Origin of the sequence: Streptomyces yangpuensis (assembly GCF_024666385.1) — a bacterium.
GTDB classification, from domain to species: domain Bacteria; phylum Actinomycetota; class Actinomycetes; order Streptomycetales; family Streptomycetaceae; genus Streptomyces; species Streptomyces yangpuensis.
The window spans coordinates 2,766,525-2,791,172 of sequence record NZ_CP102514.1; the positions used below are offsets into that span (position 1 = coordinate 2,766,525).

A 24,648-nucleotide genomic window follows, 5' to 3' on the forward strand; every position below is an offset into this window, starting at 1 on the left:
GATCACGCAAGCCCCGCGTCAATGGTTCGGACCAAAGAAGGACTAGACCACTCCCGCGCCATTTCCCCAAGTCAGAGACCTGAGCGCACATCAGAAACCGCTCGCCACCCCGGGTGACGAGCGGTTTAAGGTTCCCTTGAGACACGCTCCCGCAAGGTTTTGGCAATGAACCAGCCAAACCCCGATATCGCGCGTTCAGTTGGCCGCGGGCGCCTCCGCCGGCATGCCGTACGCATCTGCGATCAGTCCGTACGAACGCAGCCGGGCGGCACCGCTGTGGGCGTTGGCGGTCAGCATCAGCTCGTCCGCGCCGGTGCGCTTGGCAAGGGCGTCGAGCCCGTCGGCGACCGCGTCGGGGGTGCCGTGGACGATGTTGGCGAGCCAGCCGTCGACGAACTCCCGCTCCAGCGCGGTGTAGGGGTACGCCGCCGCCTCCTCGGGCGTGGGCACCAGCCCCGGGCGTCCGGTGCGCAGCCGCAGCATCGACAGTGCGCCCGTGGCCACCTGGGCGCGGGCCTCGGCGTCGGTGTCGGCGGCGAGCGCCGAGACCCCGATGACGGCGTAGGGGGCGTCCAGGACGGCCGAGGGCCGGAAGCTGCTGCGGTAGAGGTCGAGCGCGGGCAGGGTGCCGGCCGCGGAGAAGTGGTGGGCGTAGGCGAAGGGCAGGCCGAGCTCGCCGGCGAGCCGCGCGCTGAAGCCGGAGGAGCCGAGCAGCCACAGCGGCGGCCGCCCGGCCGGGCCCTGCACCGGACCCGGTACGGCGTGCACACGGGCGTAGGGGTGCCCTTCGGGGAAGTCGTCGTCGAGGAAGCGGGTGAGCTCCGTGAGCCGGCGCGGGAAGTCGTCCGCGCCCTCTTCGAGGCGGCCGGGCCCGCGCAGTGCGGCGGCGGTGCGGCCGTCGGTGCCGGGCGCCCGGCCGAGACCGAGGTCGATCCGGCCCGGGGCGAGCGCCTCCAGGGTGCCGAACTGCTCGGCGACGGCGAGCGGGGCGTGGTTGGGCAGCATCACGCCGCCGGATCCGAGCCGGATGCGGGAGGTGTGCGCGGCGAGGTGGGCCAGGATCACGGCCGGGGAGGAGCTGGCGACGCCGGGCATGGAGTGGTGCTCGGCGACCCAGTGGCGGTGGTAGCCGCGGGATTCGGCCAGGCGGGCGATGGCCACACTGGTGCGCAGGGAGTCGTGCGCGGTGCTGCCGGCGCCGACGGTGACGAGGTCCAGGACGGAGAGCGGTACGGGCGCCCGGCCGAGGGCGGTGCCCCGTATGCCGTTGCGGTCCCCGGGCGCGCCGCCCGCCCGGTCACCCGCCCGCTCACCCGCCCGCTCACCCGCCCGGTCACCGGCCCGGTCGCCGGCGCCGCCGTCGGGCAGTCCGTCCGCCGCGCCGTTTACCTCGCCGTGCGCGTCCCCGGTGTCACTCATCGTCGCTCCCGTCCCGTTGTCCACGTCCGCACGACGCCCGTGCGACACCGTACGAAGAACTCGAACCGTGGAGGGGCGCCGGGCATTCCCCGTGCGGACGGCTGTGCCCATGCCTGTGGCATATGCCAATGGCGTAGATACAGGCAGACGGATGTGATCGAGCCATCAATCTCCCCAACAGGCGCTCCACATGGGCCTCTTGATGGCTATCGTGGTAAGGCAAGCGGTAACAACCTGCTAGGGGGAAACCGTGGCGCTGAAGCCCGAGCCGACCGCGCCGTTCCACTCGGTGCAGTACGCACTGCGCGTACTCGAAACGATCGCACGGCACACCGGTGGTGTGACCGAGGTGCAGATCGCGCGTGAGACCGGCCTGCCCGCAGTCCATCTCGCCCCGATGCTGCTCATGCTGCGCCGGGAGGGATACGTCCTGCAGGTGGCGGACGGCGCGTATGCCATAGGGGATTCCCTGGTCCTGCTCGGGTCCGGCACCGACCGCCAGCAGGCCCTGACCGACAAGCTCCAGGAGACCCTCGACCGGCTGCGCGACTCGGTCGGCGCGGCCGTCTACATCAGCCGGTACGTGGACGGCGAGGTCAGGATCACGCAGTTCGCGGACAGTCCCCGCACCCCGAAGGTCCACGAGTGGGTCGACTTCCGGTCCGCCGCGCACGCCAGCGCGGTCGGCAAGTGCCTGCTGACGCAGCTCGACCTGAACGGGCGGCGTGACCACCTGTCCCGGCACAAGATCGCCCGGCTCACGTCGAAGACCATCGTGAACGAGCGGATCCTCTTCTCGAAGCTGGACGCGCAGCCCGCCACCGTCCCCATGCTGGACCTGCAGGAGTACGCCGTGGGCACGGTCTGCGCGGCGGTCCCGATCACGGCGGGCGCCTCGGTCGGCTGCCTGGCGCTGTCGATGCCGGTCGAGCACGCGCACCGGCTGCGGGCCGCGGCCGACACCCTGAACCGGAAGGCCGCACCGCTGCTGCTGTCGCTCACGCTCTGAGGGTCTCGGCCTCCGGAAAGCGGCAGCGCCGACGAGTGCGCGCAAGGCCGGAAAACACTTCGGGCGGTTCCCGGTGAACCGGAAACCGCCCGAAGGACAGGTGCGCCGCCAGGGACTCGAACCCCGGACCCGCTGATTAAGAGTCAGCTGCTCTAACCAACTGAGCTAGCGGCGCCTGCTGACAGAGAAAATACTACCTGGTCCTCGGGGGTGCTCCAAACCAGTACCCACGGCGGGGCCGGGGGCAGTGCCCCCGGCCCCAGCGGCGGTGCTGTCGTCAGCGGTGCAGGAGGTCGAGGCGGCCGTGGGCCTCGTAGGTGGCGAGGAGGGCGGCCAGGGCCGAGGGGGTCAGGACGGCGTAGCCCCCGGCCGGGGACCGGTGCCAGACCGGGTCCTCGCACCGGAAGCCGGCCCGGCGCAGCGCCACCCGGTGGACCTTGTTCGTCGCGGTGACCGGCATCCGCGCCACGACGCGGACGTAGCGCGGGGCCATCTTCGTGCCCAGGTCCGGCTGGCGGGAGAGGAAGTCCTCGAACGCCTCCGGGGAGAACACCGCGCCGTCCCGGAGGGAGAAGGCCGCCATCACCTGGTCGCCCGAGACCTCGTCCGGGACGCCGTAGACGGCGACCGCCGTCGCGTCGGGCCAGCGGGCCAGGATGTTCTCGATCACCGCCGCGGCGAGGTTCTCGCTGTCGACGCGGAGCCGGTCGTCGGTGCGGCCCGCGAAGTAGAGGAAGCCGGCCGCGTCCCGGAAGAAGAGGTCTCCGGTCCAGTACCAGCCGTCCCGGGTGCGTTCGGCCTCGGCGTCCGGGTTGCGCCAGTAGCCTTCGAACAGGCTGCGGCCCCGGTTGACGAGTTCGCCGATGGCGGCCGAGCCGTTGACGAGGCGGCCGGCTCCGTCCAGGACGGCCGGCGGGCATTCCTCGCCCGTCTCCGGGTCGATCACCGCCAGGTCGTCGCCCGCGTCCGCCCGGCCCAGGGCGCCCGGCGGGGTGTCCGGGGTGCGCTGGACGGAGGCGCCGCCCTCGGTGGCGCCGTAGCCCTCTATCAGGCGGACGCCGAAACGTGTCGCGAAGCGTGCCGCGTCCACCGCTCCGGCCTCGGTGCCGAAGCCGAGCCGCAGGCGGTGGTCGCGGTCGTCGGGGCGGGGCTCGGTGGCGAGGAGGTACTGGACGGCCCGGCCGACGTAGGTGAAGTACGTGGCCCCGTACGCCTGTACGTCGTCCAGGAACGCCGAGGCGGAGAAGCGGCGGCGCAGCGCCACCGCGGCTCCGCCGGCGAGCGCCGGGAGCCAGTCGGCGATGACGGCGTTGCCGTGGAAGAGCGGCATGCAGACGTAGTGGACGTCGTCCGGGCCGACGGAAAACCGGCGGGCCAGCGAGGCTCCGGCGGCCGCGAGGCGGCCCTGGCTGCAGATGGCGGCCTTGGGGGCGCCGGTGGAGCCGGAGGTGAAGTAGAGGAGGAGGCGGGAGTCGCGGCCGGGCCCGGCGGCGCGCAGGGTGGCTTCGCCCGGCTCGGCGGCGGCGTAGGGCGCGAGGAGGGCCTCGTACTCCTCGGTGCCGGTGACCAGGACGCGTACGCCGGGCAGGTCGAGGCCGCGCAGCAGCGGCAGGTGGGCGGCCTCGGTGATCAGGAGCCGGCAGTCGGTGTGCAGGATGTCGCGGGCCAGCTCGGGGCCGCGCCGGGTGGGGTTGATCCCGGCGACGGCGGCCCCGGTGAGGGCCGCCGCGCCGAGCCAGAACGGGAACTCGGGGGTGTTGTCGAGCAGGACCCCGAGGTGCGGCTCGGCCTCCGCGGGCATGAGGTCGACGAGGAGCGCGGCGCGTGCGGCGGTCTCCTGGGCGGTCCGGTGGCGGGTGAGGACGTGCCGTTCGCCGTCCTCGTACATCAGCCCGGGCCGGTGGTCGCCCCATTGGCACGCCATGAGCTCCGCGACGGTTCCGGGTGCTGTCGTCGTCCGCATGCCGCCGGAGGGTAGCTGACCTATCGTCAGAACTGAACGTCCGAGCAGGCGTAGAAGGCCATCGGGGTGTCGTTGACGGTCCAGACCGCCAGGATCAGGTGCCGGCCGGTCTTGCCGCTGGGCATGGCGCCCTGGTGGACGGTGGTCATGGCGGGGCGGGCACCGTTGTAGGCGACGGTGAGGAAGGGCTGGGGTTCGAGGTCGGCGCGGGTGAGGGCCTTGGTGCCGGTCCAGCCGTTCTTGGTGACGTAGTACTTGAAGTCGGTGGTGGAGTGGTTGGCGGTGAACTGCCACCGGAAGCCGTAGCTCTGGCCGCCGGTCACCTTGGTGGTGGGCCAGGCGCCGCCGCGCGGGTTGTCGAGTTCGGCGAACTGCGGGAGGCCGCCGGAACATATCCTGCCGTCGGCGGGGCCGGCGGCCGGGAATCCCTTGAAGCCCTCGACGCTCTGCGGCTCCCACTGGATCGCGCCACAGTCGGACACGGTCTTGTTGGCGCAGAGCTTCTGGCGGCTGATGGGGGTGTCGGTGTAGCCGTGGCTGCTGGCGCTGGGGGCGCCGATGAGGGTGATTCCGGCGACGAGGCCGAGGCCGAGCGCGGCGACGCCGGCCCGTCCGGGCATGCGGACGTTACGCATGATGCTCCTTGAACGTGGGGGGAGTTCGGCGAGCGCGCGCGTGTGGGGATTCAGGTCTAGACCAAGTCCCAGATTATTGACGAGAGTTGGCCATGTCCATACCAACGGGAAAACGGGTGGTCCGGTCCCTTCCGGCCACCCGTTCCCCTCGTGATGTGCGTCCCGCTAGTCGGTGCGCCCCGTGTAGAAGGCGACCGTGAGGTCCTTCACCAGGGCCTTGCGCTCGTAGTCGTCGAGCTCGACGAGTCCGCGCGAGGTCAGCCGGTGAACGGTGTCGTCCACTGCGTCCACCACCGAGGTCAGCACGGCGTCCCGGTGTTTGGCGTCGATCGCCGCGACCCGGCGGCGGCGCATGGCCTCGGCGACCTCGGCCGCGTACTCGATCCGGATCGGCTGGGCCGAGAACACCTCGATCCCGACCGCCTCCGTCTCCGCCGCCAGCATCCGGGTCAGCGCGTCGCCGACGGCCTCGGCGTCGCGCAGGGTCGGGGCGTCCTCGTGGAAGGCGTCCGCCGGGAGCTGGGAGAGCACGCGGGCCATGGCCGACTCGACCTGTTCGGCGAGGTACTGGGTGTGGTCCGCGACGGCGAGCGTGGCCCGGGCGGTGTCCTTGACCTGCCAGACGACCTGGACGACGACCTGGAGGGCGAGCCCGCCGGAGTCGACGGCGGGCATCGGGTCGCTGCGCCAGTGGCGCAGCCGTACGTCGACCCGGCGGCGCAGCAGCAGGGGGCTGACCCAGGTCAGGCCGGTACGGCGGACCGTGCCGCGGTAGCGGCCGAAGAGGGTGAGCACCCAGGCGTGGCCGGTACGGGCCCGGCCGAGGCCGCCGAGCGCGACGAGGGCGACGATGCCGAGGAAGGCGAGCGGCGGCCAGTGGACGGCGCGCAGGCCCTGGTAGGCGCGGGGGGCCGCGCCGAAGGCCGAGAGGAGCGGGGCGGGGAGGATCCCGGCCCGCCAGAGCACCGCCGTGCAGCCGGCCAGGGCGAGGCCGCCGACGGCCACGCCGACCCAGCCGGGCAGCACCGGGCCGCGGTGCTCCCGGAGCCGGTCGTCCCCGCGGGGGACCCGGCGGCCGGGAGCGGGCCGCGCGGGGCGGGGCGCGGCGGCGGGCGCGGGCGCGCGCGCCGGCAGGGGGACCGTCGACGCGGCACGGAACGGAAGGTGCAGCGGAACCTCGGTGACGGCGGCCCCGCGGCGGGGGGCGGCGACGTTCGGGAGGTCCTGCGTGTCGTCCTCGTCCATGGCGCGCGCCACCGCCCGGGCGACGATCTCGGCCACCCCGGGCCCCGGCACGCCGGAGTTCGCCGCGCCGGGCCCGTCGCACGGCGGCTCCACGCCACCCTGCTCGACCTCGGCCGCCCCGGGCCCGGGCACGCCGGAGTTCGCCGCGCCGGCCCCGACCGCGGGCTGGGCCTCGGACTCGGCCGCCTCCCGCGCGGCGGGCACCACCGCCTCGGCCCCGGCCCGCCGCGCCGCCGTCGCGGACTGCGGCGCGGATCCGCCCTCGGGACGCACACCCGGCCCTGCGGGCACGTCCTCCGCCGCCGCGGTTGCGTGCACGAAGGCCTGCCCGGCGGACGCAGGTACGGCATCCGGTGCGGGCAGGGCCCCGGCGTCCCGCTCCACCGGCGAGGGCTGCGCCGCGGGCCCGGCCGCGCTCCCGTCCTCGGGACGTGAGCCCCGCCCCACGGGCACGCCCTCGGGCGCCGCGGTCGCGCGGAACGAAGCAGGTACGGCGTCCGGTGCGGGCACGGCCGCCCGCTCCGCCGTAGCGGACTGCGGCGCGGATCCGGCCTCGGGACGCGAGGCCTGCCCGGCAGGGACGGGCACGGTGTCTGGTGCGGGCACGGCCGCCGGGGCGGCCACGGCCCCCCGCCCCACCGGCGCGGACTGCGGTACGTCGGAGGCGGGGACATCCCCCGCCGCACACCACGCATGCGGTGCGGGTCCCGCACCCGCCGCCGGAGCGGTCACGGTCCCGGCGGCCCGGCCCACGGGCGCGGACTGCGGTGCGAACACCGCCCCCGGGCCGGAGGCATGGACATCCACCGCCGGAGGCGAAGCCGGCACGGCGTCCGGTGCGGCGTCCGGTGCGGACACCGCTGCCGGACCGGGGGCGGGAACGTGCTCCGCCGCCCGTCGGCGCACAGGCACGGAAACGTCCTCCGCCGCCGCGCGGGGCGCAAGCGATACGGGGCCGTCCCCGCCCCCTGCCTGGGGCGAAGCCTGACCGGCCGGCACGGCCGCCGGCGCGGCCACGCTCCCGGCCGCCCGGCCCCCGGGCGCGGACTGCGGTGCGGGCTCCCCCGCCGCCGCCCGGGGTGGGGGGTACGTGCCCAGCGGGGCCGAGGGGGACACCGTCCCGGGCCCCTGCTCCCGCACGGAGTGCGGCGGGACGGAGGCGGGCACGGCCTCCTGGACCGCCGCCGGGGGCGCAAGGTGCGCGGCGGGCAGCGGTGCCCGGGGCTCGGGCTCGGCCGTGGGCGCCGGGCCTCGGGGCTCGGGCTCGGCCGTGGGCGCCGGGCCTCGGGGGGCGGGCTCGGCCGTGGGCACCGGGCCTCGGGGGGCGGGCTCGGCCGTGGGCACCGGGCCTCGGGGGGCGGGCTCGGCCGTGGGCGCCGGGCCTCGGGGGGCGGTGGCGGGAGTGGGCGAAGGCTGACCCGCGGGGGCGGGCACGGCGGGGGCCGACTGCGGGGTGGGGACCCGTAGGGACAGGGTCGGGGTCGTGGTGGCCCAGCCGAAGGAGGTCGCGGCGGCAGCGGTGGCGGCGGCCGGTACGCGGAGGGTGCCCGTCGTCCAGGTGGTGCGCGTGGGAAACATCGTTACCTCCGTCATGCGAACAGCCGGCGCCAGGTTTCCGGGCCCGGGTAGCCGTTGGCCGCGGCCCCGCGCCAGCCCTGCGCACGCTGGAAGGCCTCGACGTTGCGGCGGTCGGCCTCATCCCAGCGGGGGCCCGGACCGGACGTGTAGTACTTGCCGAAGCCCTTCTTCACCAGCTGCCGGCCGAGGGCCTCGACGGCCGGGTGGGACTGGCCCGGGCGGAACACCGCGGGCCCCGGGTAGGCCCGTACACCGCCCGGGCCGGGCGCCGCGCCCACCGTCGGCGGGATGTTCCTGCCCTGCTTGTCGACGAGCAGGCGCCAGGTGTGCGCGCCGGGGACGCCGTCGGCGTCGGCGCCCGTCCAGCCCTGCGCGCGCTGGAAGGCCTGGGTGGCGAGCTTGTCGTGGTCGCTCCACGTCCGGTCGGCCACCCCCTTGGGGTAGAAGCGGTACGCGCCGCGCTCGATCAGCATCCGGCCCAGCTGGGCCACGTGGTCGTTGGTGGCGCCCGGGGCGAACTTGTCCGCGCCGGGGAAGGCCTTGGCGGCGTCGCCCGGAGTGGGGCCCGCCGCCGGCGGTTCGGGGGCGGGGACGGCGCCCGGGGCCTCCGGGACGATGCCGCCCGTCACCCCGTTGAACCGGTACGGGACGTACTTCGCCGCGTTGGCCCAGTACCCGTAGGGCGTGGCCAGCTTCCGCGTCGTGGGGCGCGTCTGCTCGTAGGCCACGTAGTGCGTGCGCGTCGCGTCGACCCAGCCGCCGAAGAGGACCACGTGCGAGCCGTTGTTGGGGTCGGCCGGGTTGTGGAAGAGCAGCATGTCCCCCGGCAGCAGCTCATCCTTCGTGATCCTGGTGGCGAACTTGTCGAGGCTGCCGGTCCACTCGTTCGAGCCGAGGTTCCAGGCCATGGAGACGTAGCCCGAGCAGTCCTGCCGGTAGCCGTCCGTCCAGTACGCCGACATGCTGTAGGGGACCTGTGCGTCCAGCCACAGCTTCGCCCTGGTGATGATCGTCGTGCGGTCGATCCGCTTGACGGCGCCCGGCTTGCCCGGGGCTCCTGGGCTGCCGGGGCTGCCCTTCGGGCCGTGCAGGGGGGTGCGGCCGCCCTGCGGGCTGCCGGGGTCGTCGAGGGCCACCGGTCCCGCGGCCGGTGTGCTCAGGGCCACCGCGGTCCCGCCGCCACCGCCGAGGACCACTCCGGCGGTGGTGGCCAGGACCAGGGCCCGGCGCGCGCCGCGCGCGGCGGGGTGGCCGCCGTCCCGGAGCGGTATGGCCCTGGCCCGGGCGAGGGCGCGGCGACGCTCGGCGCATCCCCGGCACACGCAGTCGCCCGCGGGCTCGTACTCCTCGAAAGCGGGCATCGGCATCTGCACACGCGTCGGGGGCTGCATCGTCATGCGGTTCCGTCCACTCCCCTGCTGTTCCGGTGGTCGACCGGGGCCGCACCTGATAAAGCATCAGATGCGGTCGGCGCAGACATATCGTGCACGATAAACCCCTCAAACATGGGTTAATCGGACAAGGCGGGCGTGGCTGGTCACGAGCACCCACACAGGTGGGGTAGAGTTTTCTCTGTCAGCAAGCGCCGCTAGCTCAGTTGGTTAGAGCAGCTGACTCTTAATCAGCGGGTCCGGGGTTCGAGTCCCTGGCGGCGCACAGACGGAGGAAGCCCCTCACAGCGAAAGCTGTGAGGGGCTTCTTCGTTTCCCGGATCGGTGGAGGGCGAGAACAAGGGGGGACGGCGGACGGCGGACGGCGGACGGCGGACGGCGGCTAGACCGATGTACCGGGGCGGACGCCCACACCCGTCAGGTAGGCGGAGACCACCACGTTCGCCGAGTACTCCTTGGCCGCCTTGTCGTAGGTGCCCCCGCAGGTCACCAGCCGCAGCTCGGCCCGGCCCCGGACCCGCGGGCCGTACGCCTTGTGCGCGTCGAAGGCCGCGCGCTCGTAGACCCGTACGTCCTCGATCGTGAACTCGGCGACGGAACCGTCCGCCCGCACCACACGCACCTTGTCACCCGGCTGCGCCGAACTCAGGCCGTAGAAGACCGCCGGCTTGGACCGCGTGTCCACGTGCCCCACCATCAGCGCCGTCCCCGCCGCCCCCGGCTGGACGCCCTTCCCCCACCAGCCCACCGTGCCCGGGCTGTCGTACGGCGGCGGATCGATCGCACCGTCCTTGTCCAGGCCCCGGGACACCACCGGGGCCTGGATGCCTATGGACGGCACGTCGACGCGCTGCGGCAGGGAGCCGGCGACGGGGGCGTGCGCGGCAGGCAGCCCCGCGCTCAGCGCCCCGCCGGCCTGCCCGGAGAGCGGGGCGGGCGCCACGGTCAGCTCACGGCCCCACAGCCACAGGCCCAGTACCAGGACGGACCAGGCGGCGAAGGTCAGCAGCCGGCCCCCGGCGGAGGCCTTGGCCTCGTCCGTCCGCCACTCGCTCACGCGTCGCCCGTCCCCTCACTCACCGCTTCGGCGGCGGCGCAGGCTCAGCGCCCGGCCCGCCACGGCCAGCGTCGCCACCGCGGCGAGCACCGCGCCGATCACCGTGTGCGGCATCCCCGGGCCGTCGGACCCGTCCTCCTTCTTCGCCGCCGTGACCAGGCCGGGAGCCTGCGCCGGGCGGTCCGCAGGGCGGTCCGCCATGCCGCCGCCGCCCGCGTGGACCGGCCAGACCGGCGAGGCGTGGTGCGACGGGTGACGGTGCGCGGAGATCTGGACGGAGCCGGTGAACTTCTCGTCGCCGTCGCAGTACACCCGGACGGCGTGCCAGCCGGGTGAGGCGTGCGAGCTGATCATCGCGTCGCCGTAGAGCGGGCTGCGGCGACCGCCGTCGCGCCCGTACAGGTCGGCGTCCGCCACGAAGACGGAGGACTTGGCCACTCCCCGGTTGCCGTCACACCCCTGGACGCGCAGCTTGACCTGCGCTCCGGGGTGGGCCGGGCTCGGGTCGACGGCGATGCTGCCGCGGCCGCGCTCCTCCTCGCCCGCGAGGGCGGTCGGCGCGGTCACCGCGGTGAAGGCCGCCAGGGCGGCGGCCACGGCGGCGGTGCGGACAGCGATCGGAACACTGCGCATGGTGAACCTCCTCGACAAGGAGATTCACGCGCGGTACGCCGCTCCGCATCCGGAGCGGCGCCGTACGTGTCAGCCGTACGCCCCAAACGCGGTACGCCCGGACGGCCCTGCGCCCCGCAGCCGCACGTCCGTCCGGCCGCACGTCGTCCGGCCGCTCGGCCACTCGGCCGTCAGACCAGGTCGACCAGGTCGGCGATCGAGGGGACCGTCTTGGTCGGACGGTACGGGAACTTCTCGGTGTCCCGCTCGGTGGTCAGACCGGTCAGTACGAGGAAGGTCTGCATGCCCGCCTCCAGACCGGCCAGCACGTCCGTGTCCATCCGGTCGCCGATCATCGCGCTGGTCTCCGAATGCGCGCCGATGGCGTTGAGCCCGGTACGCATCATCAGCGGGTTCGGCTTGCCGGCGAAGTACGGCTGCTTCCCGGTCGCCTTCGTGATCAGCGCGGCGACGGCACCGGTGGCCGGCAGCGGGCCCTCGGTCGACGGGCCGGTCTCGTCGGGGTTGGTGCAGATGAAACGCGCCCCGGCGTTGATCAGGCGGACCGCCTTGGTCATGGCCTCGAAGCTGTACGTCCGTGTCTCGCCCAGCACCACGTAGTCCGGCTCGTGGTCGGTGAGGACGTAGCCGATGTCGTGCAGAGCGGTCGTCAGACCGGCCTCGCCGATGACGTAGGCGGTGCCGCCCGGGCGCTGGTCGTCGAGGAACTTCGCGGTGGCCAGGGCGGAGGTCCAGATGTTCTCGACGGGGACGTCCAGACCCATGCGGGCCAGGCGGGCCTGGAGATCGCGCGGGGTGTAGATGGAGTTGTTGGTCAGCACCAGGAAGGGCTTGCCTGACTCGCGCAGCCGCTTGATGAAGGCATCGGCGCCGGGGATCGGGGTGCCCTCGTGGATGAGGACCCCGTCCATGTCGGTGAGCCACGATTCGATCGGCTTGCGCTCTGCCACTGGACTGCTCTCCGCTCTCGCTGACCTGCGACCTCGACTTCTGGTCTGTACCACCTGTGTCCACCCTATCCGGGCCGGGCGGCGGACGTCCCTGCCGTCCACAGCCCGGACTCCGGGGGCGGCCGGTCAGCCGGTAAGCCGACCAGCCGACCAGCCGGTCAGCCGGTCAGTTCAGGCGCACGTTGTCGACGGCCCAGAACCAGTTGTTGTCGCCGCTGTAGCGGAAGCGGACCTGGACGTCGGTGGCGCCTGCCGGGACCTGGAGGGCGATGGACTCGGCCCTGGCGACGGCGTCGGCGGTGCAGGTCTTCACCACCGTCGGGGTGCCGCCGTTGTAGGAGACCAGGACCTGGGCGGTCTGACCGGCCTCGTGGCGGTAGTGCGACTGGAAGGCGAGGGTGCGCGTACTGCCGCCCGCGACCGGCCACTTGGGCGTGACGAGGGTGGAGTCGAAGGTGCCGGTGTGGGTCTTGTCGTCCCACTCGTCGGAGTCGGCGACGGCGAAGACGTCACGGGAGCGGACATTCAGCTCGCGCCACTGGTCGCGCTGCGCCTGCGTCCAGAACTCGTCGGTCGCGAAGGACCAGCCGGCCCATTCGGTGACACCGCCCGTGCCCATCCTGGAGTTGTCGACGGACCAGCCGGCGGGCGGGGTGCGCGTGAAGCCCTTCACCCCGGCGGGGATGCCCGTCTCGTCCACCCGGGCCTGCAGGTTCGGGCGTACGGTGTCGAAGGGGTCCGCGTCCGGGGCGCCCAGCGCGACACCGTCGAGGCCGGGCGCGGCGACGCCGACCTGGGCGAGGGCGGTCGCGGCCACGTCGGCGAGCTTGACGTCGTCGCGGACCGAACCGGCGGGAATCCCGGCGCCCTTGGCGATGACGAAGGTGCCGCGCTCGGCGATGCTGGAGCCGCCGTGGCCGCCGGTGGAGGTGTGGCCATGGTCGGTGGTGACCAGGATCTTCCAGTTCTCCTGGCCGTACGTCGGCCGGTTCTGGACGGCGGTGAGGAGCTGGCCGACCAGGGCGTCGACGCGGGCGACGGCGTCGAGGTACTGCTGACTGGCGGCGCCGTAGGAGTGCCCGGCGGCGTCGATCTCGCCGAGGTAGACGAAGGCGGCGTCCGGGTTCTGGGTGCGCAGTTCGGTGGCGGCCGCGGCGGCCACCTTCGGGTCCTCGTTGCGGTAGCCGTCGCGGTCGCCCTTGAGGGAGAGCCGCTTGTCGACCTTGGCGGAGAAGATCGGGCCGTTCTGGTCGGTGGAGGTGATGGGCTCCCAGTCGGCGGCCGCGTACGTGTTGAGCGCCGGCTTGGCGTTCTCGATTCGGGTGAGGAAGTCGGGGTGAGCGGTGTAGTTCTTGCCGATGAAGGAGTTGTCCCTCACGCCGTGCTTGTCGGGCCAGACCCCGGTGGCGACGGTGGACCAGCCGGGGCCCGAGGAGGTGGCGGCCATGGGGCCGGCGTAGAGGGTGCTGCGGGCGGTCAGCCCCTGGGCCATCAGCCCGTTGAGGTGGGGGGCGTCGGCGGCCTTGACGCGGTCCAGGACCGCGCCGTCGACACCGATGACGAGGACCTTGTCGGTGACGACGGCCGGGGCGGCGGTGGCGGTGTGGGCGCCGAGGGCGGCGGCGAGCAGGGCGGTGGCGGTGACGGCCACGGCGAGGGTGCGTCCGGCGGGGACGGCAGGGGACACGAACTCCTCCAGGAGTGATCGTGGAAGGAAAGCGCTGGGGACGTGCGTGCACCGGGTACGCGCGTGCACCGGGGACGTGCACGGGGGACGTGCTCCGGGTCCGGACCGAAGGTGCGGTCTTCGGTCCAGACCCGTTATGCAAGCGTCACTGTGGCGGGCGTGGATGACGAGGAAGCAACCAGTCAGCTTCCGGTTGCCGACTTCCACGCGTCGACGTAGGCGGTGAGGTTCTTGTCGATGTCCGCCCAGTCCGGCTCGAAGATCTCGACACCGTTCATGAGCCGGGTGAGTTCGACGGCGTTGGCGTCGGTCGGCTTGACGTCACCGCGGGCCGGGAAGCCTCCGCCCACCTCGCTGACCAGCTTCTGCGCCTCCTCGCCGAGCAGGTGGTCGAGGAGCTTCTTGCCGTTCTCGGTGTGCGGGGCCTTGGCGACCAGGCCCGCCGCGTAGGGCAGGGCGAAGGTGGTGGGCCTGCCGCCGTCCTTCGCGGGGAACCAGATGGGGCGGCCGCACCGCCCGTACGGGCCTCCGCCGGGGTGTGGGGCCGGAGGCGGGGGCGAACGTGCGGGCGACCGGCGGCTGCGGGCGGAGGCGGGGACGGACGTGCGGGCGACCTGCGGCTGCGGGCGGAGGCGGGGGAGGCCGGCGGGTGCGGCGGTGGGCAGTACGGCGCCGCAGATACGGGCCCGGGTGCGGCGGAGGTCAGTACGGCGCCGCGCGTATGGGCCCGGGTGCGGCGGAGGTCAGTACGCCCGGTTGCGGGTACGGGTGCGGAGCCGGCGGGCCCCCAGCAGGAGGCCGCCGCCCACGGCGAGGGCAGCCACGGACCCTGCGCCGTACACCCACTCGCGGGGACCGGTGTGGGCGAGGGAGCCGCCCTCGACGGAGTCGTCGGACTCCTGGACGGAGAACCGGTAGCCGCCCGCCTCACCGACCCAGTCCCCGTCGTCGCCCTTGCGCTGTACGAGGGCGGCGTCGGCGACGACCTCACCGGTGGGGGCGTCGGGGGTGAAGGCGAGGCCGACCTTGACGGTTCGGGTACCGCCGGGGGCCACGGTGAAGCCGGGGAAGGCGTCGCCGCCGTCGAAGACGGCGATGATCTCGTCGCGGTCGCTGCGTTCGAGGCCGGCGGGCAGGACTCCGCCCGGGGTTTCGAACTCCATCCGCAGGTGGGCGGGGCGCAGGGTGCGGGCCTTGTCGGTGAGGACCACGACGGGGTGGATGGCCTTGCACTCGGAGTCCGTGGTGTTGGTCAGGTCCAGGTACCAGGTCTGCGGCTCGCCGCCGGTGCGGTACACGGCCGGGCCGCCGCGGATGCGCGCCCCGATGGGAAAGGCGGAACTTTTGCCGTCGCCACAGGTGGCCTGGACGCGGGACGGCATCGCGGGCGCGGGGCGGGCGCCGCCACCGGTGCCGATGTCCGCGCCGGCGGTGGACGCGGTGAGGGCGGCCAGGGCGGCGGAGAGGAAGGCCGTGAGGGCAAGTGCTTGGGCTTGGCGCAGTCGCATGGAAGACCTTCGCTGCTCGCCGGACAGGACGATGGTCGGACGAAATGATCATCACTCCGGCCTGCCCGCACCTTGCCACGCCGGCGCGTTCCCTCTCCGCGCACCACGCCCGAGTCGTTCTGGTTTACGCCCGATTGCCCCACAGGTCAACCCCGTTCACCTCGCCCCCGCCGCCCCACCCAGCCCCGCCGCCCTACCCAGCCCCGCCGCCCTACCCAGCCCCGCCGCCCTATCCAGCCCCGCCGGCGATTGAGGCGCGGGGGCTCGGGGCGGCGCCCCGCTCATTCCAGCCCCGCCGCACTATCCAGCCCCGCCGGCGTTTGAGGCGCGGGGGCTCGGGGGCAGCGCCCCCGCAACGGCGCCGCACCCGGAACGCCACCTGCCCCCGCATCCCAGCCCACCCCAGCCGCACGCTCGCCCCGCCGCACTATCCAGCCCCGCCGGCGATTGAGGCGCGGGGCCCGGGGCGGAGCCCCCGCTCTATTCAGCCCCGCCGGCGTTTGAGGCGCGGGGGCCCGGGGGCAGCGCCCCCGCAACGGCGCCGCACCCGGAACGCCACCTGCCCCCGCATCCCAGCCCAGCCGCACGCTCGCCCCGCCGCACTGTCCAGCCCCGCCGGCGATTGAGGCGCGGGGCCCGGGGCGGAGCCCCGCTCATTCCAGCCCCGCCGGCGTTTGAGGCGCGGGGGCCCGGGGGCAGCGCCCCCGCAACGGCGCCGCACCCGGCAACGCACCCGCGCCCCGCACCCCGCAACGCCACCCGCACCCGCACCCGGCAACGCCACCCGCACCCCCCAAACCCTCACCCCGCCCGCCCGAACAACGACGTCAGCGCCATCTCCGCCGCCCCCTCCGCCACACCCGCGCCCGCCAGGGCGACCACCGGCCGGGCCGGATCCAACGCACGGGCCGCAAGCACGGCCCCCACGCCGGCAACGAAGACGTCCGGCGCCGACGCCACCACTCGCCCACCGAGCAGCACCCGGTCCACGTCCAGCAGCGCGACCAGGTTGGCCGCGGCCTCACCCACGATCCGCGCCGCCCCGGGAAGATCACCCCGGGCCACCGCCTCCAGGCACAGCACCTCCACGCAGCCGCGCGCCCCGCACCGGCACGGCGGGCCGTCCAGCAGGAGCACCTGGTGGCCGAACTCCCCCGCCGCCGAACGCGCACCCCGGTAGACCCCGCCGCCCAGCCACAGCCCGGCCCCGAGCCCCGTCCCGACGTGCAGGTACACGCAGGTGTGGGGCCCGCCACCGGCAAGGCCGTCCCCGGCAGGGCCCTCCCCGACAACCGCACCGGTAAGCCCACCGGCAACCGCACCGGCAACCGCACCCGCACCGACACCCGCCCCGGCACCCGCCACATCCGCATCGGAGCCCGCCTCCGGCCACGTGGCCCGCAGCCACGCCCCGGCGGCCGCGGCCGCACCGGCGTTCGTGTCCTTGTCCAGCAGTACCGGAAGGCCCAGCCGCCCCTCCAGCACCCCCCGCAGCGGGAATCCCTTCCAGCTCGGGAACCCGGTCACCCGTCCCATCACCCCGGCCCGGTGGTCGAGCGGCCCCGGCGCGGCCACGCCGACACCCAGGAGCGGCGGCCCGTACGGATCACCGAGCCGCGCGACCGCCCGTACGACCGCCTCCACCGCCGCCTCCGGTCCGGCCCCGAAGTCCAGCGGGCCGCCGCTGTCGGCGACGACGCGGCCCGCCAGGTCCACCCGTACCGCCCTGAGCACATCGCGGTCCAGGTGCACTCCGACCGCGTGCCGCGCGTCCGGCACCAGCCGGAGCAGGGTGCGCGGCTTGCCGCCGGTGGACGCCGCGCGCCCCGCCTCCGCGACCAGGCCGTCCGCGCCGAGCCGTGCCGTGATCTTGCTGACGGCCTGCGGAGTGAGCCCCGTACGGGCGGCGAGTTCCGTGCGGCCCAGGCCCGCCGGGCCGGCGCCGCGCAGCAGGTCCAGCACCAGTGCCTCGTTGTGGCCGCGCAGCGCGGGCAGGTTCACCCCGCCACGCCGACCGTGCGCATCGCTGTGGCCGCTGTTCCTGCTACCCCTGTTCACGAGCCCATTGTCCACCCTCCTTGCACTTCGACAACACTGTTGCGAAAGTGGTCCCCATGAGCACCCCCGCCCCCACCGCACCACTCCGCGTCGGCGTCATCGGCTACGGACTCGCCGGTTCCGTCTTCCACGCCCCCCTCGTGGCCGCCACGGACGGACTCGTCCTCGACACGGTCGTCACCTCCGACCCGGACCGGCAGGCCCAGGCCCGCGCGGAGTTCCCCGACGTCCACACGGCGCCCACCGCCGACGAGCTGTGGGAGCGCGACCTCGACCTCGTCGTGATCGCCTCACCCAACAAGACGCACGTCCCGCTCGCCACCACCGCCCTCGAAGCCGGCATCCCGGTGGTCGTGGACAAGCCGCTCGCCGCCACCGCCGCCGAGGCCCGGGCGCTCGGCGCCCTGGCCGACCGGCGCGGGACCTTCCTCTCCGTCTTCCAGAACCGCCGCTGGGACAACGACTTCCTCACCCTGCGCCGCCTCCTCGCCGACGACGAACTCGGCGAGGTCCAGCGCTTCGAGTCCCGTTTCGAGCGGTGGCGCCCGCATCTGAAGGGCGGCTGGCGCGAGTCGGGCGCCCCGGAGGAGATCGGCGGCCTGCTCTACGACCTGGGCAGCCACGTCGTCGACCAGGCCCTCGTGCTGTTCGGGCCTGCCGTACGGGTCTACGCGGAGACCGACGCGCGCCGACCGGGCGCCGAGACGGACGACGACACCTTCATCGCCCTCACGCACGCGAGCGGGGTCCGCTCCCACCTCTACGTCAGCGCGACCACCGCCCAGCTCGGGCCGCGGTTCCGCGTGCTCGGCTCCCGGGCCGGCTATGTGAAGTACGGCCTGGACCCGCAGGAGGGGGCCCTGCGGGAGGGGCTGCGGCCGGACGGGCGGCTGCCCTGGGGCGAGGAGCCCCCGCACCTGTGGGGGCGGGTGGGGTCGGGCGAGTCCCCGCTGACCGGTGGCGGGGCCCCGGTGCCGACCGAGCAGGGCGACTACCCGGCGTACTACTCGGCGGTGGAGGCCGCCCTGCGCACGGGCGGGCCGGCCCCGGTCACAGCGCTGGAGGCCGCGCGCTGCCTCGACGTACTGGAGGCGGCCCGCATGTCGTCCCAGGAGGGCGTGGCCGTGGAACTCCCCCTCACCGCGGAGCACGGAACCGCGTGACGTTCCGGCGTCCGCAGGCACCCGAGCGGGCGGACGCGGACACACACGTGAACGCACCCGCGAACGCCCATCCGCACTCGGCCGCGGACGCGGAGGCGGCCCCGGACGCGGACCCGGAGGCGGCCACGGACGCGGACCCGGACCCGGCCACGGCCACGGCCACGGCCACGGCCACGGCCACGAACGGAGGCGGGCACGGAAACGGACGCGGCCACGACCGCGGGAAGGGCGGGACCGCCGCAACGGCAGCCCCGCCCTTCCCACCCATCCGCTCCCGGCGGCGCGGCTACGCGCCCTTGAACTCCTGGCGCTGACGGCCCAGGCCCTCGATCTCCAGCTCCACGACGTCACCCGCCCGCAGGTACGGCTTCGGCTCCGGCTGGCCCATCGCCACGCCGGCCGGCGTACCGGTGACGATGACGTCGCCCGGGTACAGGGTCATGAACCGGCTCAGGTACCGGACGACCTCACCGACCGGGAAGATCTGGTCCGAGGTGTTGCCGTCCTGCTTGAGCTCGCCGTTGACCCACAGTTTCACGTCCAGGACCTGCGGGTCCGGGATCTCGTCGGCGGTCACCAGCCACGGGCCGAGCGGGGTGAAGGTCTCGCAGTTCTTGCCCTTGTCCCAGGTGCCGCCGCGCTCGATCTGGAACTCGCGTTCCGAGACGTCGTTGACCAGCACGTAGCCGCCGACGTGCGCCAGGCCCTGCTCCGCGGAGTCCAGGTAGCGGGCGGTGCTGCCGATGACGACGCCGAGCTCGGCCTCCCAGTCGGTCTTCACGCTGCCCCGCGGGATCAGGACCGTGTCGTCGGGGCCGGCCACCGTGTCCGCCGCCTTCAGGAAGAGGATCGGCTCGGCCGGCGGCTCCGCGCCGATCTCCGCCGCATGCCCGAAGTAGTTCAGGCCGATGCCCACGATCTTGCCGATGCGGCCGACGGGCGCGCCGATCCGCAGCCCTTCGGCGTCCAGGACCGGAAGCTCGCCCGACTCCGCCGCTTCCCGTACCCGGGACAGCCCGGAGTCGTCGGCGAGCAGGGCGCCGTCCACATCCGTGACCAGGCCGGACAGGTCCCGCAGGGTCCCGTCCTGGTCGAGCAGCGCGGGGCGCTCCGACCCGACCGGTCCGACACGCAGCAGCTTCATGGGCATTCTCCCGTGGTCGTGGGTGGTCGGCCCATGGGCATGCCCCGGGCCGGACGATGGGTTGCGGCCATCGGAGGATTGGCTGATCCTCCAAGAAGTCCACCCAATCTGCAAGACCCTGTTCACAGACTGGAACGCGCCGCTCCGTCGACCGCCCGCTCGGTGCCGGGCGTCTCGGTACGGGCCGCGGCCCGGGCCTTGCGGCGTTCGAGCCAGGCCCGCTCCGCGACCGCCCAGGCGGTGGTGGTGAGCAGGTAGAGCCCGGCGGCCAGCGGCACCACGGCCGCGGTGATCAGCGTCCCGAACGAGAGCAGGGGCAGTACGCCGCCCAGCTTGCGCATGACCTCCTGCTGCTCGGCACTCAGCTCGGGCACCGCAGCGGCCCCGGCCCCGACCCCGGCGCGGTGACCGCCCTCGGCCCGTGCACGGGCGCCGGCGACAGCGGCGACACCGGCACCGGCACCGGCACCGGCACCGGCACCGGCGGCAGCCCGGGCACGCGCGCCGGCCCCACCCGCGGCACGGGCACGCGCGCCGGTCCCGGCCTTGCCCCCCGGCTTCGCCCTGCCGGAGCCGACGGCAGGCCTCCGCGCGGCGGCGGACTTCTGCGCGGCGACGGGCTTCTCAGCGGCGTCGGCAGCGGCAGCGGCAGCCGCGGCCGCCGCCCGGCGCCCCCGCACAGCACTCCAGGCGGCCACCACCGCGATCACCCCGAACAGTGCCAGGAACACCAGCCCCTGCGCCCCGAACAGCCCGCCCTCCCCGAGCGCATCGGCCCACCGGGACCCCAGCGGCGCGGCGAACAGCCGGTGGCTCAGCAGCTCACCCCCCGAGGAGAACGCCTGGTACATGAGGAAGAACACCGGCAGCTGCAGCAGCAGGGGCAGGCAGCCGGCCAGCGGGGTCGCACCGCGGAAGGCGGCCCTGCTCAGCGGGTGCAGGGCGAGCCGTACGAGCACGGTGAACAGCACGATCGCGGCAGCGGTCGCGGACTCGGCCAGCACCGGCTCGAGAAGCCGGCCCAACTCGACAACAAGGTGGGTGAAAACGGACACGCGGGCCCTCCGAAGGGTCTCGTCGAACGTCGAAAAGAGGTGCATTTCGGCGTGACGACCCACGAGGGGCGACAACAGTGATCAGTCAGCAGAAGGCGAGGAGAACTGCGCGCCCCTACGCGGCCGTCGGAACGAGACGGCCGGGCGCCCTGGGCCGCGACCGGCCCGAGGCGTCGGGATCACGCTGCGGCAGGAACGCCGTGCGCTGCTCGCGATCACGGATCGCGGTGCGTATTCGGTGCGGCGGCACCGGCCGTACGAGCCGCGCGGCGGCGGCCAGGGCCTCGGCACCCACGGAGACGGCGACGACGGTCGCCGCGAGGGCGACCACCACAGCGCCCAGCCCGCTCTCCCCGGCGAACAGGCCGAGGGCTCCCCCGAGCAGCACGAGCGGGACCAGCACGAAGAGCACCCGGGCGATCCGGTCGAGCGGGACGAGCGGGAGGAGCGGCACGTCGTGGCGTCGTGACCGGCCCCTGCCCATCCCGATGCCGATGCCCATGCCCATGCGAACCTCCCCCTCTCCCAACGCTGTTCGAACTGTTCTCGATCGATGGTAACCGGGCCCACCGACAACGGGAGATGAGGTCAGCGGCGGAGGGTCCCCCAGACCACCAGCCGGTACTTCGAGCTGTACTCGGGTGTGCACGTGGTCAGCGTGATGTACGCGCCGGGCTCGCTGTACCCGTACTCCGGCTTCACCACGCTCCGCGGCACCGGGGCGATCACCCCGGTGTCCCGCTCGGTCGTCTCGCTCAGGACCTTCCCCACCACGTACGTGTACCTGCGCCCCCGCATGTCCACGATCAGCTCGTCGCCCGCCCGCAGCCGGTTGACGTACCGGAAGGGCTCGCCGTGGGTGTTGCGGTGACCGGCCAGCGCGAAGTTCCCCCGCTCACCGGGCCCGGCGGTCCCGGGGTACTGCCCCGCGTACCCCTTGTCGAGGACGGCCCGCTTGTCGATGCCCTGCGCGACGGGGACGACGAGGCCGAGCCGCGGGATGCGCAGCACGGCATACGCCCCCTCCCGCTCCCGCGCCCCCGCCGGCCCGGCAGGCGGAGGCGGCGGGGAAGAGGAAACAACAGCAGGCCCCCCGGAAGGCGGCACGGAGGGCGCCACGGACGACGACACGGAAGGCGCGACGGAAGGCGAGTCGGAAGAAGGGGAGGGCGGAAGGGAAGGGTCATCCCCCCAGGCCCGCTCCAGGGCCCGGACCTGCGCCTGCGCCGCGGCGGCGGCCTGCCGGTTGGTCCACCACACCTGGTGCACCACCAGCAACAACACCACCACGCCCACGGTGACGGTCAGCTCGGCGGTAGCCCACAGGACCCCCACGACACCGGCCCGGCGCGCCCGCCGGCCCCGCCCCTGAACCACCACAGGTATGTGATCCCGCACGGGCGGCACCCTAAGACCTCCCCCGTCAACTGACCAGCGGCAGTACGGTGTGAACCATGCGCCCCGACACGCCTGCCGAGCACATCGCCGAAGCCGAGCGCCTCATCCGCACGGCGACCCGCTACCCCGAGGACCAGGAGCCCTTGCTCCTCCAGGCCGCGGCCCACCTCGAGCTGGCCGACGAACGGGACCGGGCGAGCGCCCTGTACGACCAACTCCTCTCCTCCTCACCCTCCGACCCCCACCTGATCAAGGCCCTCCAGGCGGCGAACCTCTGGGAGTACGGCCACGAGGCCGAGGCCCGCGCCCTCATCGCGGGTATCCGCGCCGCCTCCCCCAAGGACCCGGCGCCGTGGGAGGTCATCGCGGAAGCCCTGGAGGCCCACGACGAGTTGGAGGCGTCCGAGAACTGCTTCACGCAGGCCGCGACGCTCCTGATCGCCGACTCGACCCCGCTCACCCCGGCCACGACCGCCCTCCTGACGGGCCGCCACCGGGTGCGCCGCCTCCTCGGGCGCCCTCACGACGACTGGGACATGGTGGCCGACACCCGCCACATCGGCCCGATCCCCCTCGACGAGCTCCACGACCCGAAGCGCATCTGGGCCCTGGGCTCCGACGACCCGGCCGAGCTGCGCGCCGAGATCGCCCGCCTGCGCGCCGAACTGGGCGACCGCCGCGCGGCCCTGTCCCGCCCGTTCCCGGTGGCGATCCTCCACTGGCCGCAGCGCGAACTGTCCGAGCTGCTGACCAGCTACCCGACGCTCGCCTCGGAGTACGCCTCGCACGAGGCCCACCTCCGCGACATCGAGACCGCCCTGCGCGCCCTGGCTGCCTCGGGCACCACCAACCTCGGGATCGTGACGGCGAGCGTCCCCTCGTACGAGGCCTTCGCCGCCTCCGAGAAGACCTCCCCGGCTTCCCCGTCCCTCCTGGCGGAATACGCCACGACCCTGGCAGCCCGCGGCAAAGCCACCCCCTGGCCCCCCACCCCCACCTCCCCCTGCTGGTGCACCTCGGGCAAGCCCTACGCGGAGTGCCACGGCATCCCGAGCAGGTGACTCCGCTCAACACCACCCGTACTGCATCCCGGACAGTGGCGTCATAAGGCTGACTTAAGGTCCCCCTGTGCGTTAGCGTCTTCGGACATCCGCAGATATGGAGTGGAAGATCCTCCCCTGCCGGATTCATCCGCCCCTGCGCTATAGAGGTTGCCGTTCATATGCCCTACTCACCATCCGGCGACTGGCAGTTCGACATACCCACACTGGGCAGCAAGCAACTTCCGCCGGCTGCCCGCTACGTCGAATCGCTGGCACACCAGGGATACGGCTTCGAGGCAGCCATTGCCGACCTGGTCGACAACTCGATCGACGCAGGTGCCCGTAACGTCGTCGTCAGTTTCCTTCGGGACGGTGACCGGCTCGTCAGCCTGCTGGTCATCGACGATGGCCGCGGAATGGACGACGCCGCCCTCGATGTCGCGATGATCGTTGGAGGCCGTGAGGGCTACGCCGACGGGGCGCTGGGGCACTTCGGCGCCGGCCTGAAAGCGGCCTCGCTCTCACACTCCGGGTCCCTGACGGTCATCAGCCGCACCAAGAGGAGTCCAGCCACCGGACGACGCTGGCTGACCGCCCAAGCGCAGCAGGACTTCAGCTGCGACATCGTGGACCCGCGGTACTGCCAGGACCTGGTCGACCGCTACGACGGGATCATCGGGTGGCACGGCACCATCGTGCGGTGGGACAGCGTCCGCGCCTTTGACACCGTCCTCTCCGGCCAGTCAGACCGCTTCCTCAACGAGCAGATCGAAAAGCTGGAGACCCATCTAGGCCTGTACCTTCACAGGTTCCTCGCCCGGGACGACTTTCACATCGACCTCGTCGTCGAAGACGTCCGCACGAAGGAGGAACTCGATCACCGGGGGGTGGAGCCGATCGACCCCTTCGGCTACCGAGTCCCGGGGCGGGCAGGTTTTCCGCGGACGTACACGGCTCCCATCGAGGGTGTAGGCCCGGTCCCGCTCAAGGCCCATGTCTGGCCGCCCCGCTCTCAACTGGTTTCCTACCGCGGCATCGGCGCGCTGGCGGATCGGCAGGGCTTCTACATCTACCGCAACGACCGTCTGGTCCAGGCGGGGGGGTGGAACGGCATTCGCGGTGCCGAGACGCACCACAACCTGGCACGCGTCTCGCTCGATCTCCCCGCGTCGGCGAACAGTGTGTTCAGCCTGACCGTGAAGAAGGACGGAGTGAGCGTCACACCAGCCTTCGCCCGTGGCATTGAGAAAGCAGTCGACGCCAGCGGGCACTCCTTCACCGCCTATCTCGCGGAAGCAGAGAACGTCTACCGTGAAGCCGCCAAACGGTCGGTGGAGGTACAGCGCACCAGTGCCGTTCCGCCCGGCAAGGGAGTCGACCCCAAACTCAAGCGTGCGCTCCGTGACGAGCTGCCACAGATCGAGGGCGCGGACCCGATCACCTTCCGCTGGGAAACACTTCCGCCGGAACTCTTTTTCAGCATCGACCGTGAAGACCATGTCGTCCGGCTCAACAAGGAGTACCGGTCGGCCTTCAACAGTGGCCGACGCGCGGGTGCCAACGATGCTCCGGTACTGAAGGGGCTCCTCTACCTCATGCTCGAAAAGAACTTCCGGCTGGGACGTTCAAGCGCCCAGCGGAACGATGAGATGGCCTTGTGGAACAGCGTGCTCCTGTCCGCTGCTCGTTGTGAACTGTCCCGCTGACTGGAG

The 24,648-nt window shown here is 73.4% G+C and carries 20 protein-coding genes, 2 tRNA genes and 1 pseudogene; 6 read left to right on the plus strand and 17 right to left on the minus strand.

Annotated features, from left to right (window positions below; all coding sequences use genetic code 11):
* Positions 1 to 195: 195 nt before the first annotated feature.
* The gene (locus tag NRK68_RS12605; RefSeq protein WP_183065523.1) at positions 196 to 1,419 is read right to left on the minus strand and encodes an LLM class flavin-dependent oxidoreductase; all 1,224 of its coding nucleotides are present in this window, start codon (positions 1,417 to 1,419) and stop codon (positions 196 to 198) included.
* Positions 1,420 to 1,669: 250 nt separating this feature from the next.
* Between NRK68_RS12605 and NRK68_RS12610 the strand changes: the two genes are divergently transcribed.
* Positions 1,670 to 2,428, plus strand: a complete 759-nt coding sequence (locus NRK68_RS12610; RefSeq protein WP_046774782.1) for an IclR family transcriptional regulator — start codon at positions 1,670 to 1,672, stop codon at positions 2,426 to 2,428.
* A gap of 101 nt (positions 2,429 to 2,529) precedes the next feature.
* Here NRK68_RS12610 and NRK68_RS12615 read toward each other — a convergent pair.
* From NRK68_RS12615 to NRK68_RS12635, 5 genes are all read right to left on the minus strand, one after another.
* Positions 2,530 to 2,603 (minus strand) — tRNA-Lys (locus NRK68_RS12615).
* Between the two features lie 102 nt (positions 2,604 to 2,705).
* Positions 2,706 to 4,391, minus strand: a complete 1,686-nt coding sequence (locus NRK68_RS12620) for an AMP-binding protein (RefSeq protein WP_183065525.1) — start codon at positions 4,389 to 4,391, stop codon at positions 2,706 to 2,708.
* Between the two features lie 26 nt (positions 4,392 to 4,417).
* Positions 4,418 to 5,011: a lytic polysaccharide monooxygenase auxiliary activity family 9 protein gene (locus NRK68_RS12625; RefSeq protein WP_183065631.1), complete on the minus strand. Its 594-nt coding sequence runs from the start codon at positions 5,009 to 5,011 to the stop codon at positions 4,418 to 4,420.
* A gap of 180 nt (positions 5,012 to 5,191) precedes the next feature.
* Positions 5,192 to 6,781 (minus strand): SPFH domain-containing protein, encoded by a 1,590-nt coding sequence (locus tag NRK68_RS12630; RefSeq protein ID WP_257855802.1) that lies wholly within the window; start codon positions 6,779 to 6,781, stop codon positions 5,192 to 5,194.
* Positions 6,782 to 7,860: 1,079 nt separating this feature from the next.
* Positions 7,861 to 9,216, minus strand: coding sequence for a peptidoglycan-binding protein (locus NRK68_RS12635; RefSeq protein ID WP_257857830.1), 1,356 nt, complete (start codon positions 9,214 to 9,216; stop codon positions 7,861 to 7,863).
* Between the two features lie 215 nt (positions 9,217 to 9,431).
* Between NRK68_RS12635 and NRK68_RS12640 the strand changes: the two genes are divergently transcribed.
* Positions 9,432 to 9,505, plus strand: a tRNA-Lys gene (locus NRK68_RS12640).
* Between the two features lie 117 nt (positions 9,506 to 9,622).
* Here the strand turns inward: NRK68_RS12640 and NRK68_RS12645 are convergent.
* The 7 genes and pseudogenes from NRK68_RS12645 to NRK68_RS12675 all read right to left on the minus strand — a co-directional run bounded on the left by NRK68_RS12645 (position 9,623) and on the right by NRK68_RS12675 (position 17,133).
* Positions 9,623 to 10,297, minus strand: coding sequence for a class F sortase (locus NRK68_RS12645; protein ID WP_183065526.1), 675 nt, complete (start codon positions 10,295 to 10,297; stop codon positions 9,623 to 9,625).
* Positions 10,298 to 10,312: 15 nt separating this feature from the next.
* Positions 10,313 to 10,930 (minus strand): hypothetical protein, encoded by a 618-nt coding sequence (locus NRK68_RS12650; RefSeq protein ID WP_220818606.1) that lies wholly within the window; start codon positions 10,928 to 10,930, stop codon positions 10,313 to 10,315.
* 170 nt (positions 10,931 to 11,100) lie between these two features.
* Positions 11,101 to 11,880: an HAD-IIA family hydrolase gene (locus tag NRK68_RS12655; protein ID WP_183065527.1), complete on the minus strand. Its 780-nt coding sequence runs from the start codon at positions 11,878 to 11,880 to the stop codon at positions 11,101 to 11,103.
* Between the two features lie 166 nt (positions 11,881 to 12,046).
* Entirely contained in the window at positions 12,047 to 13,567 is a 1,521-nt protein-coding gene (locus NRK68_RS12660) for an alkaline phosphatase family protein (protein WP_257855803.1), read from the minus strand.
* 182 nt (positions 13,568 to 13,749) lie between these two features.
* Positions 13,750 to 14,067: pseudogene (locus NRK68_RS12665) on the minus strand (2-aminoethylphosphonate ABC transporter substrate-binding protein); the annotation flags it as partial.
* Between the two features lie 243 nt (positions 14,068 to 14,310).
* Positions 14,311 to 15,075, minus strand: a complete 765-nt coding sequence (locus tag NRK68_RS12670; protein ID WP_183065528.1) for a hypothetical protein — start codon at positions 15,073 to 15,075, stop codon at positions 14,311 to 14,313.
* A gap of 801 nt (positions 15,076 to 15,876) precedes the next feature.
* Positions 15,877 to 17,133 carry an ROK family transcriptional regulator gene (locus tag NRK68_RS12675; protein WP_257855804.1) on the minus strand — a complete coding sequence of 419 codons (1,257 nt, stop codon included), beginning with the start codon at positions 17,131 to 17,133 and terminating at the stop codon, positions 15,877 to 15,879.
* A gap of 56 nt (positions 17,134 to 17,189) precedes the next feature.
* Here NRK68_RS12675 and NRK68_RS12680 point away from each other — a divergent pair, with 56 nt between their 5' ends.
* The gene (locus NRK68_RS12680; RefSeq protein WP_257855805.1) at positions 17,190 to 18,296 is read left to right on the plus strand and encodes a Gfo/Idh/MocA family protein; all 1,107 of its coding nucleotides are present in this window, start codon (positions 17,190 to 17,192) and stop codon (positions 18,294 to 18,296) included.
* A 47-nt stretch (positions 18,297 to 18,343) separates the two neighbouring features.
* A complete protein-coding gene (locus NRK68_RS12685; RefSeq protein WP_257855806.1) occupies positions 18,344 to 18,610 on the plus strand; it encodes a hypothetical protein in 267 nt (88 codons plus the stop codon).
* On the opposite strand, the gene NRK68_RS12690 is transcribed toward NRK68_RS12685, so the two are convergent.
* The 4 genes from NRK68_RS12690 to NRK68_RS12705 form a co-directional block, all read right to left on the minus strand.
* Positions 18,583 to 19,440: a fumarylacetoacetate hydrolase family protein gene (locus NRK68_RS12690; RefSeq protein ID WP_183065532.1), complete on the minus strand. Its 858-nt coding sequence runs from the start codon at positions 19,438 to 19,440 to the stop codon at positions 18,583 to 18,585. The two genes, NRK68_RS12685 and NRK68_RS12690, sit on opposite strands and share 28 nt — an antisense overlap.
* Positions 19,441 to 19,562: 122 nt before the next feature.
* Positions 19,563 to 20,495: a YidC/Oxa1 family membrane protein insertase gene (locus NRK68_RS12695; RefSeq protein WP_257855807.1), complete on the minus strand. Its 933-nt coding sequence runs from the start codon at positions 20,493 to 20,495 to the stop codon at positions 19,563 to 19,565.
* A 115-nt stretch (positions 20,496 to 20,610) separates the two neighbouring features.
* Positions 20,611 to 21,003, minus strand: coding sequence for a DUF6412 domain-containing protein (locus NRK68_RS12700; RefSeq protein ID WP_257855808.1), 393 nt, complete (start codon positions 21,001 to 21,003; stop codon positions 20,611 to 20,613).
* Between the two features lie 80 nt (positions 21,004 to 21,083).
* Positions 21,084 to 21,902 carry a class E sortase gene (locus NRK68_RS12705; RefSeq protein ID WP_308296147.1) on the minus strand — a complete coding sequence of 273 codons (819 nt, stop codon included), beginning with the start codon at positions 21,900 to 21,902 and terminating at the stop codon, positions 21,084 to 21,086.
* 47 nt (positions 21,903 to 21,949) lie between these two features.
* Here NRK68_RS12705 and NRK68_RS12710 point away from each other — a divergent pair, with 47 nt between their 5' ends.
* Both NRK68_RS12710 and NRK68_RS12715 read left to right on the plus strand, forming a co-directional pair.
* A complete protein-coding gene (locus tag NRK68_RS12710) occupies positions 21,950 to 22,954 on the plus strand; it encodes a DUF8829 domain-containing protein (RefSeq protein WP_257855809.1) in 1,005 nt (334 codons plus the stop codon).
* Positions 22,955 to 23,115: 161 nt separating this feature from the next.
* A complete protein-coding gene (locus NRK68_RS12715) occupies positions 23,116 to 24,642 on the plus strand; it encodes an ATP-binding protein (protein ID WP_257855810.1) in 1,527 nt (508 codons plus the stop codon).
* Positions 24,643 to 24,648 lie beyond the last annotated feature (6 nt).

What these genes read in the sequence shown, in the direction of transcription:
- NRK68_RS12650 (WP_220818606.1), bottom strand. Translation starts at nt 10,930, where the DNA reads ATGCGCAGTGTTCCGATCGCTGTCCGCACCGCCGCCGTGGCCGCCGCC.
- NRK68_RS12635 (WP_257857830.1), bottom strand. Translation starts at nt 9,216, where the DNA reads ATGCCGATGCCCGCTTTCGAGGAGTACGAGCCCGCGGGCGACTGCGTG.
- NRK68_RS12690 (WP_183065532.1), bottom strand. Translation starts at nt 19,440, where the DNA reads ATGAAGCTGCTGCGTGTCGGACCGGTCGGGTCGGAGCGCCCCGCGCTG.
- NRK68_RS12625 (WP_183065631.1), bottom strand. Translation starts at nt 5,011, where the DNA reads ATGCCCGGACGGGCCGGCGTCGCCGCGCTCGGCCTCGGCCTCGTCGCC.
- NRK68_RS12715 (WP_257855810.1), top strand. Translation starts at nt 23,116, where the DNA reads ATGCCCTACTCACCATCCGGCGACTGGCAGTTCGACATACCCACACTG.
- NRK68_RS12605 (WP_183065523.1), bottom strand. Translation starts at nt 1,419, where the DNA reads ATGAGTGACACCGGGGACGCGCACGGCGAGGTAAACGGCGCGGCGGAC.
- NRK68_RS12700 (WP_257855808.1), bottom strand. Translation starts at nt 21,003, where the DNA reads ATGGGCATGGGCATCGGCATCGGGATGGGCAGGGGCCGGTCACGACGC.
- NRK68_RS12710 (WP_257855809.1), top strand. Translation starts at nt 21,950, where the DNA reads ATGCGCCCCGACACGCCTGCCGAGCACATCGCCGAAGCCGAGCGCCTC.
- NRK68_RS12670 (WP_183065528.1), bottom strand. Translation starts at nt 15,075, where the DNA reads ATGCGACTGCGCCAAGCCCAAGCACTTGCCCTCACGGCCTTCCTCTCC.
- NRK68_RS12680 (WP_257855805.1), top strand. Translation starts at nt 17,190, where the DNA reads ATGAGCACCCCCGCCCCCACCGCACCACTCCGCGTCGGCGTCATCGGC.
- NRK68_RS12620 (WP_183065525.1), bottom strand. Translation starts at nt 4,391, where the DNA reads ATGCGGACGACGACAGCACCCGGAACCGTCGCGGAGCTCATGGCGTGC.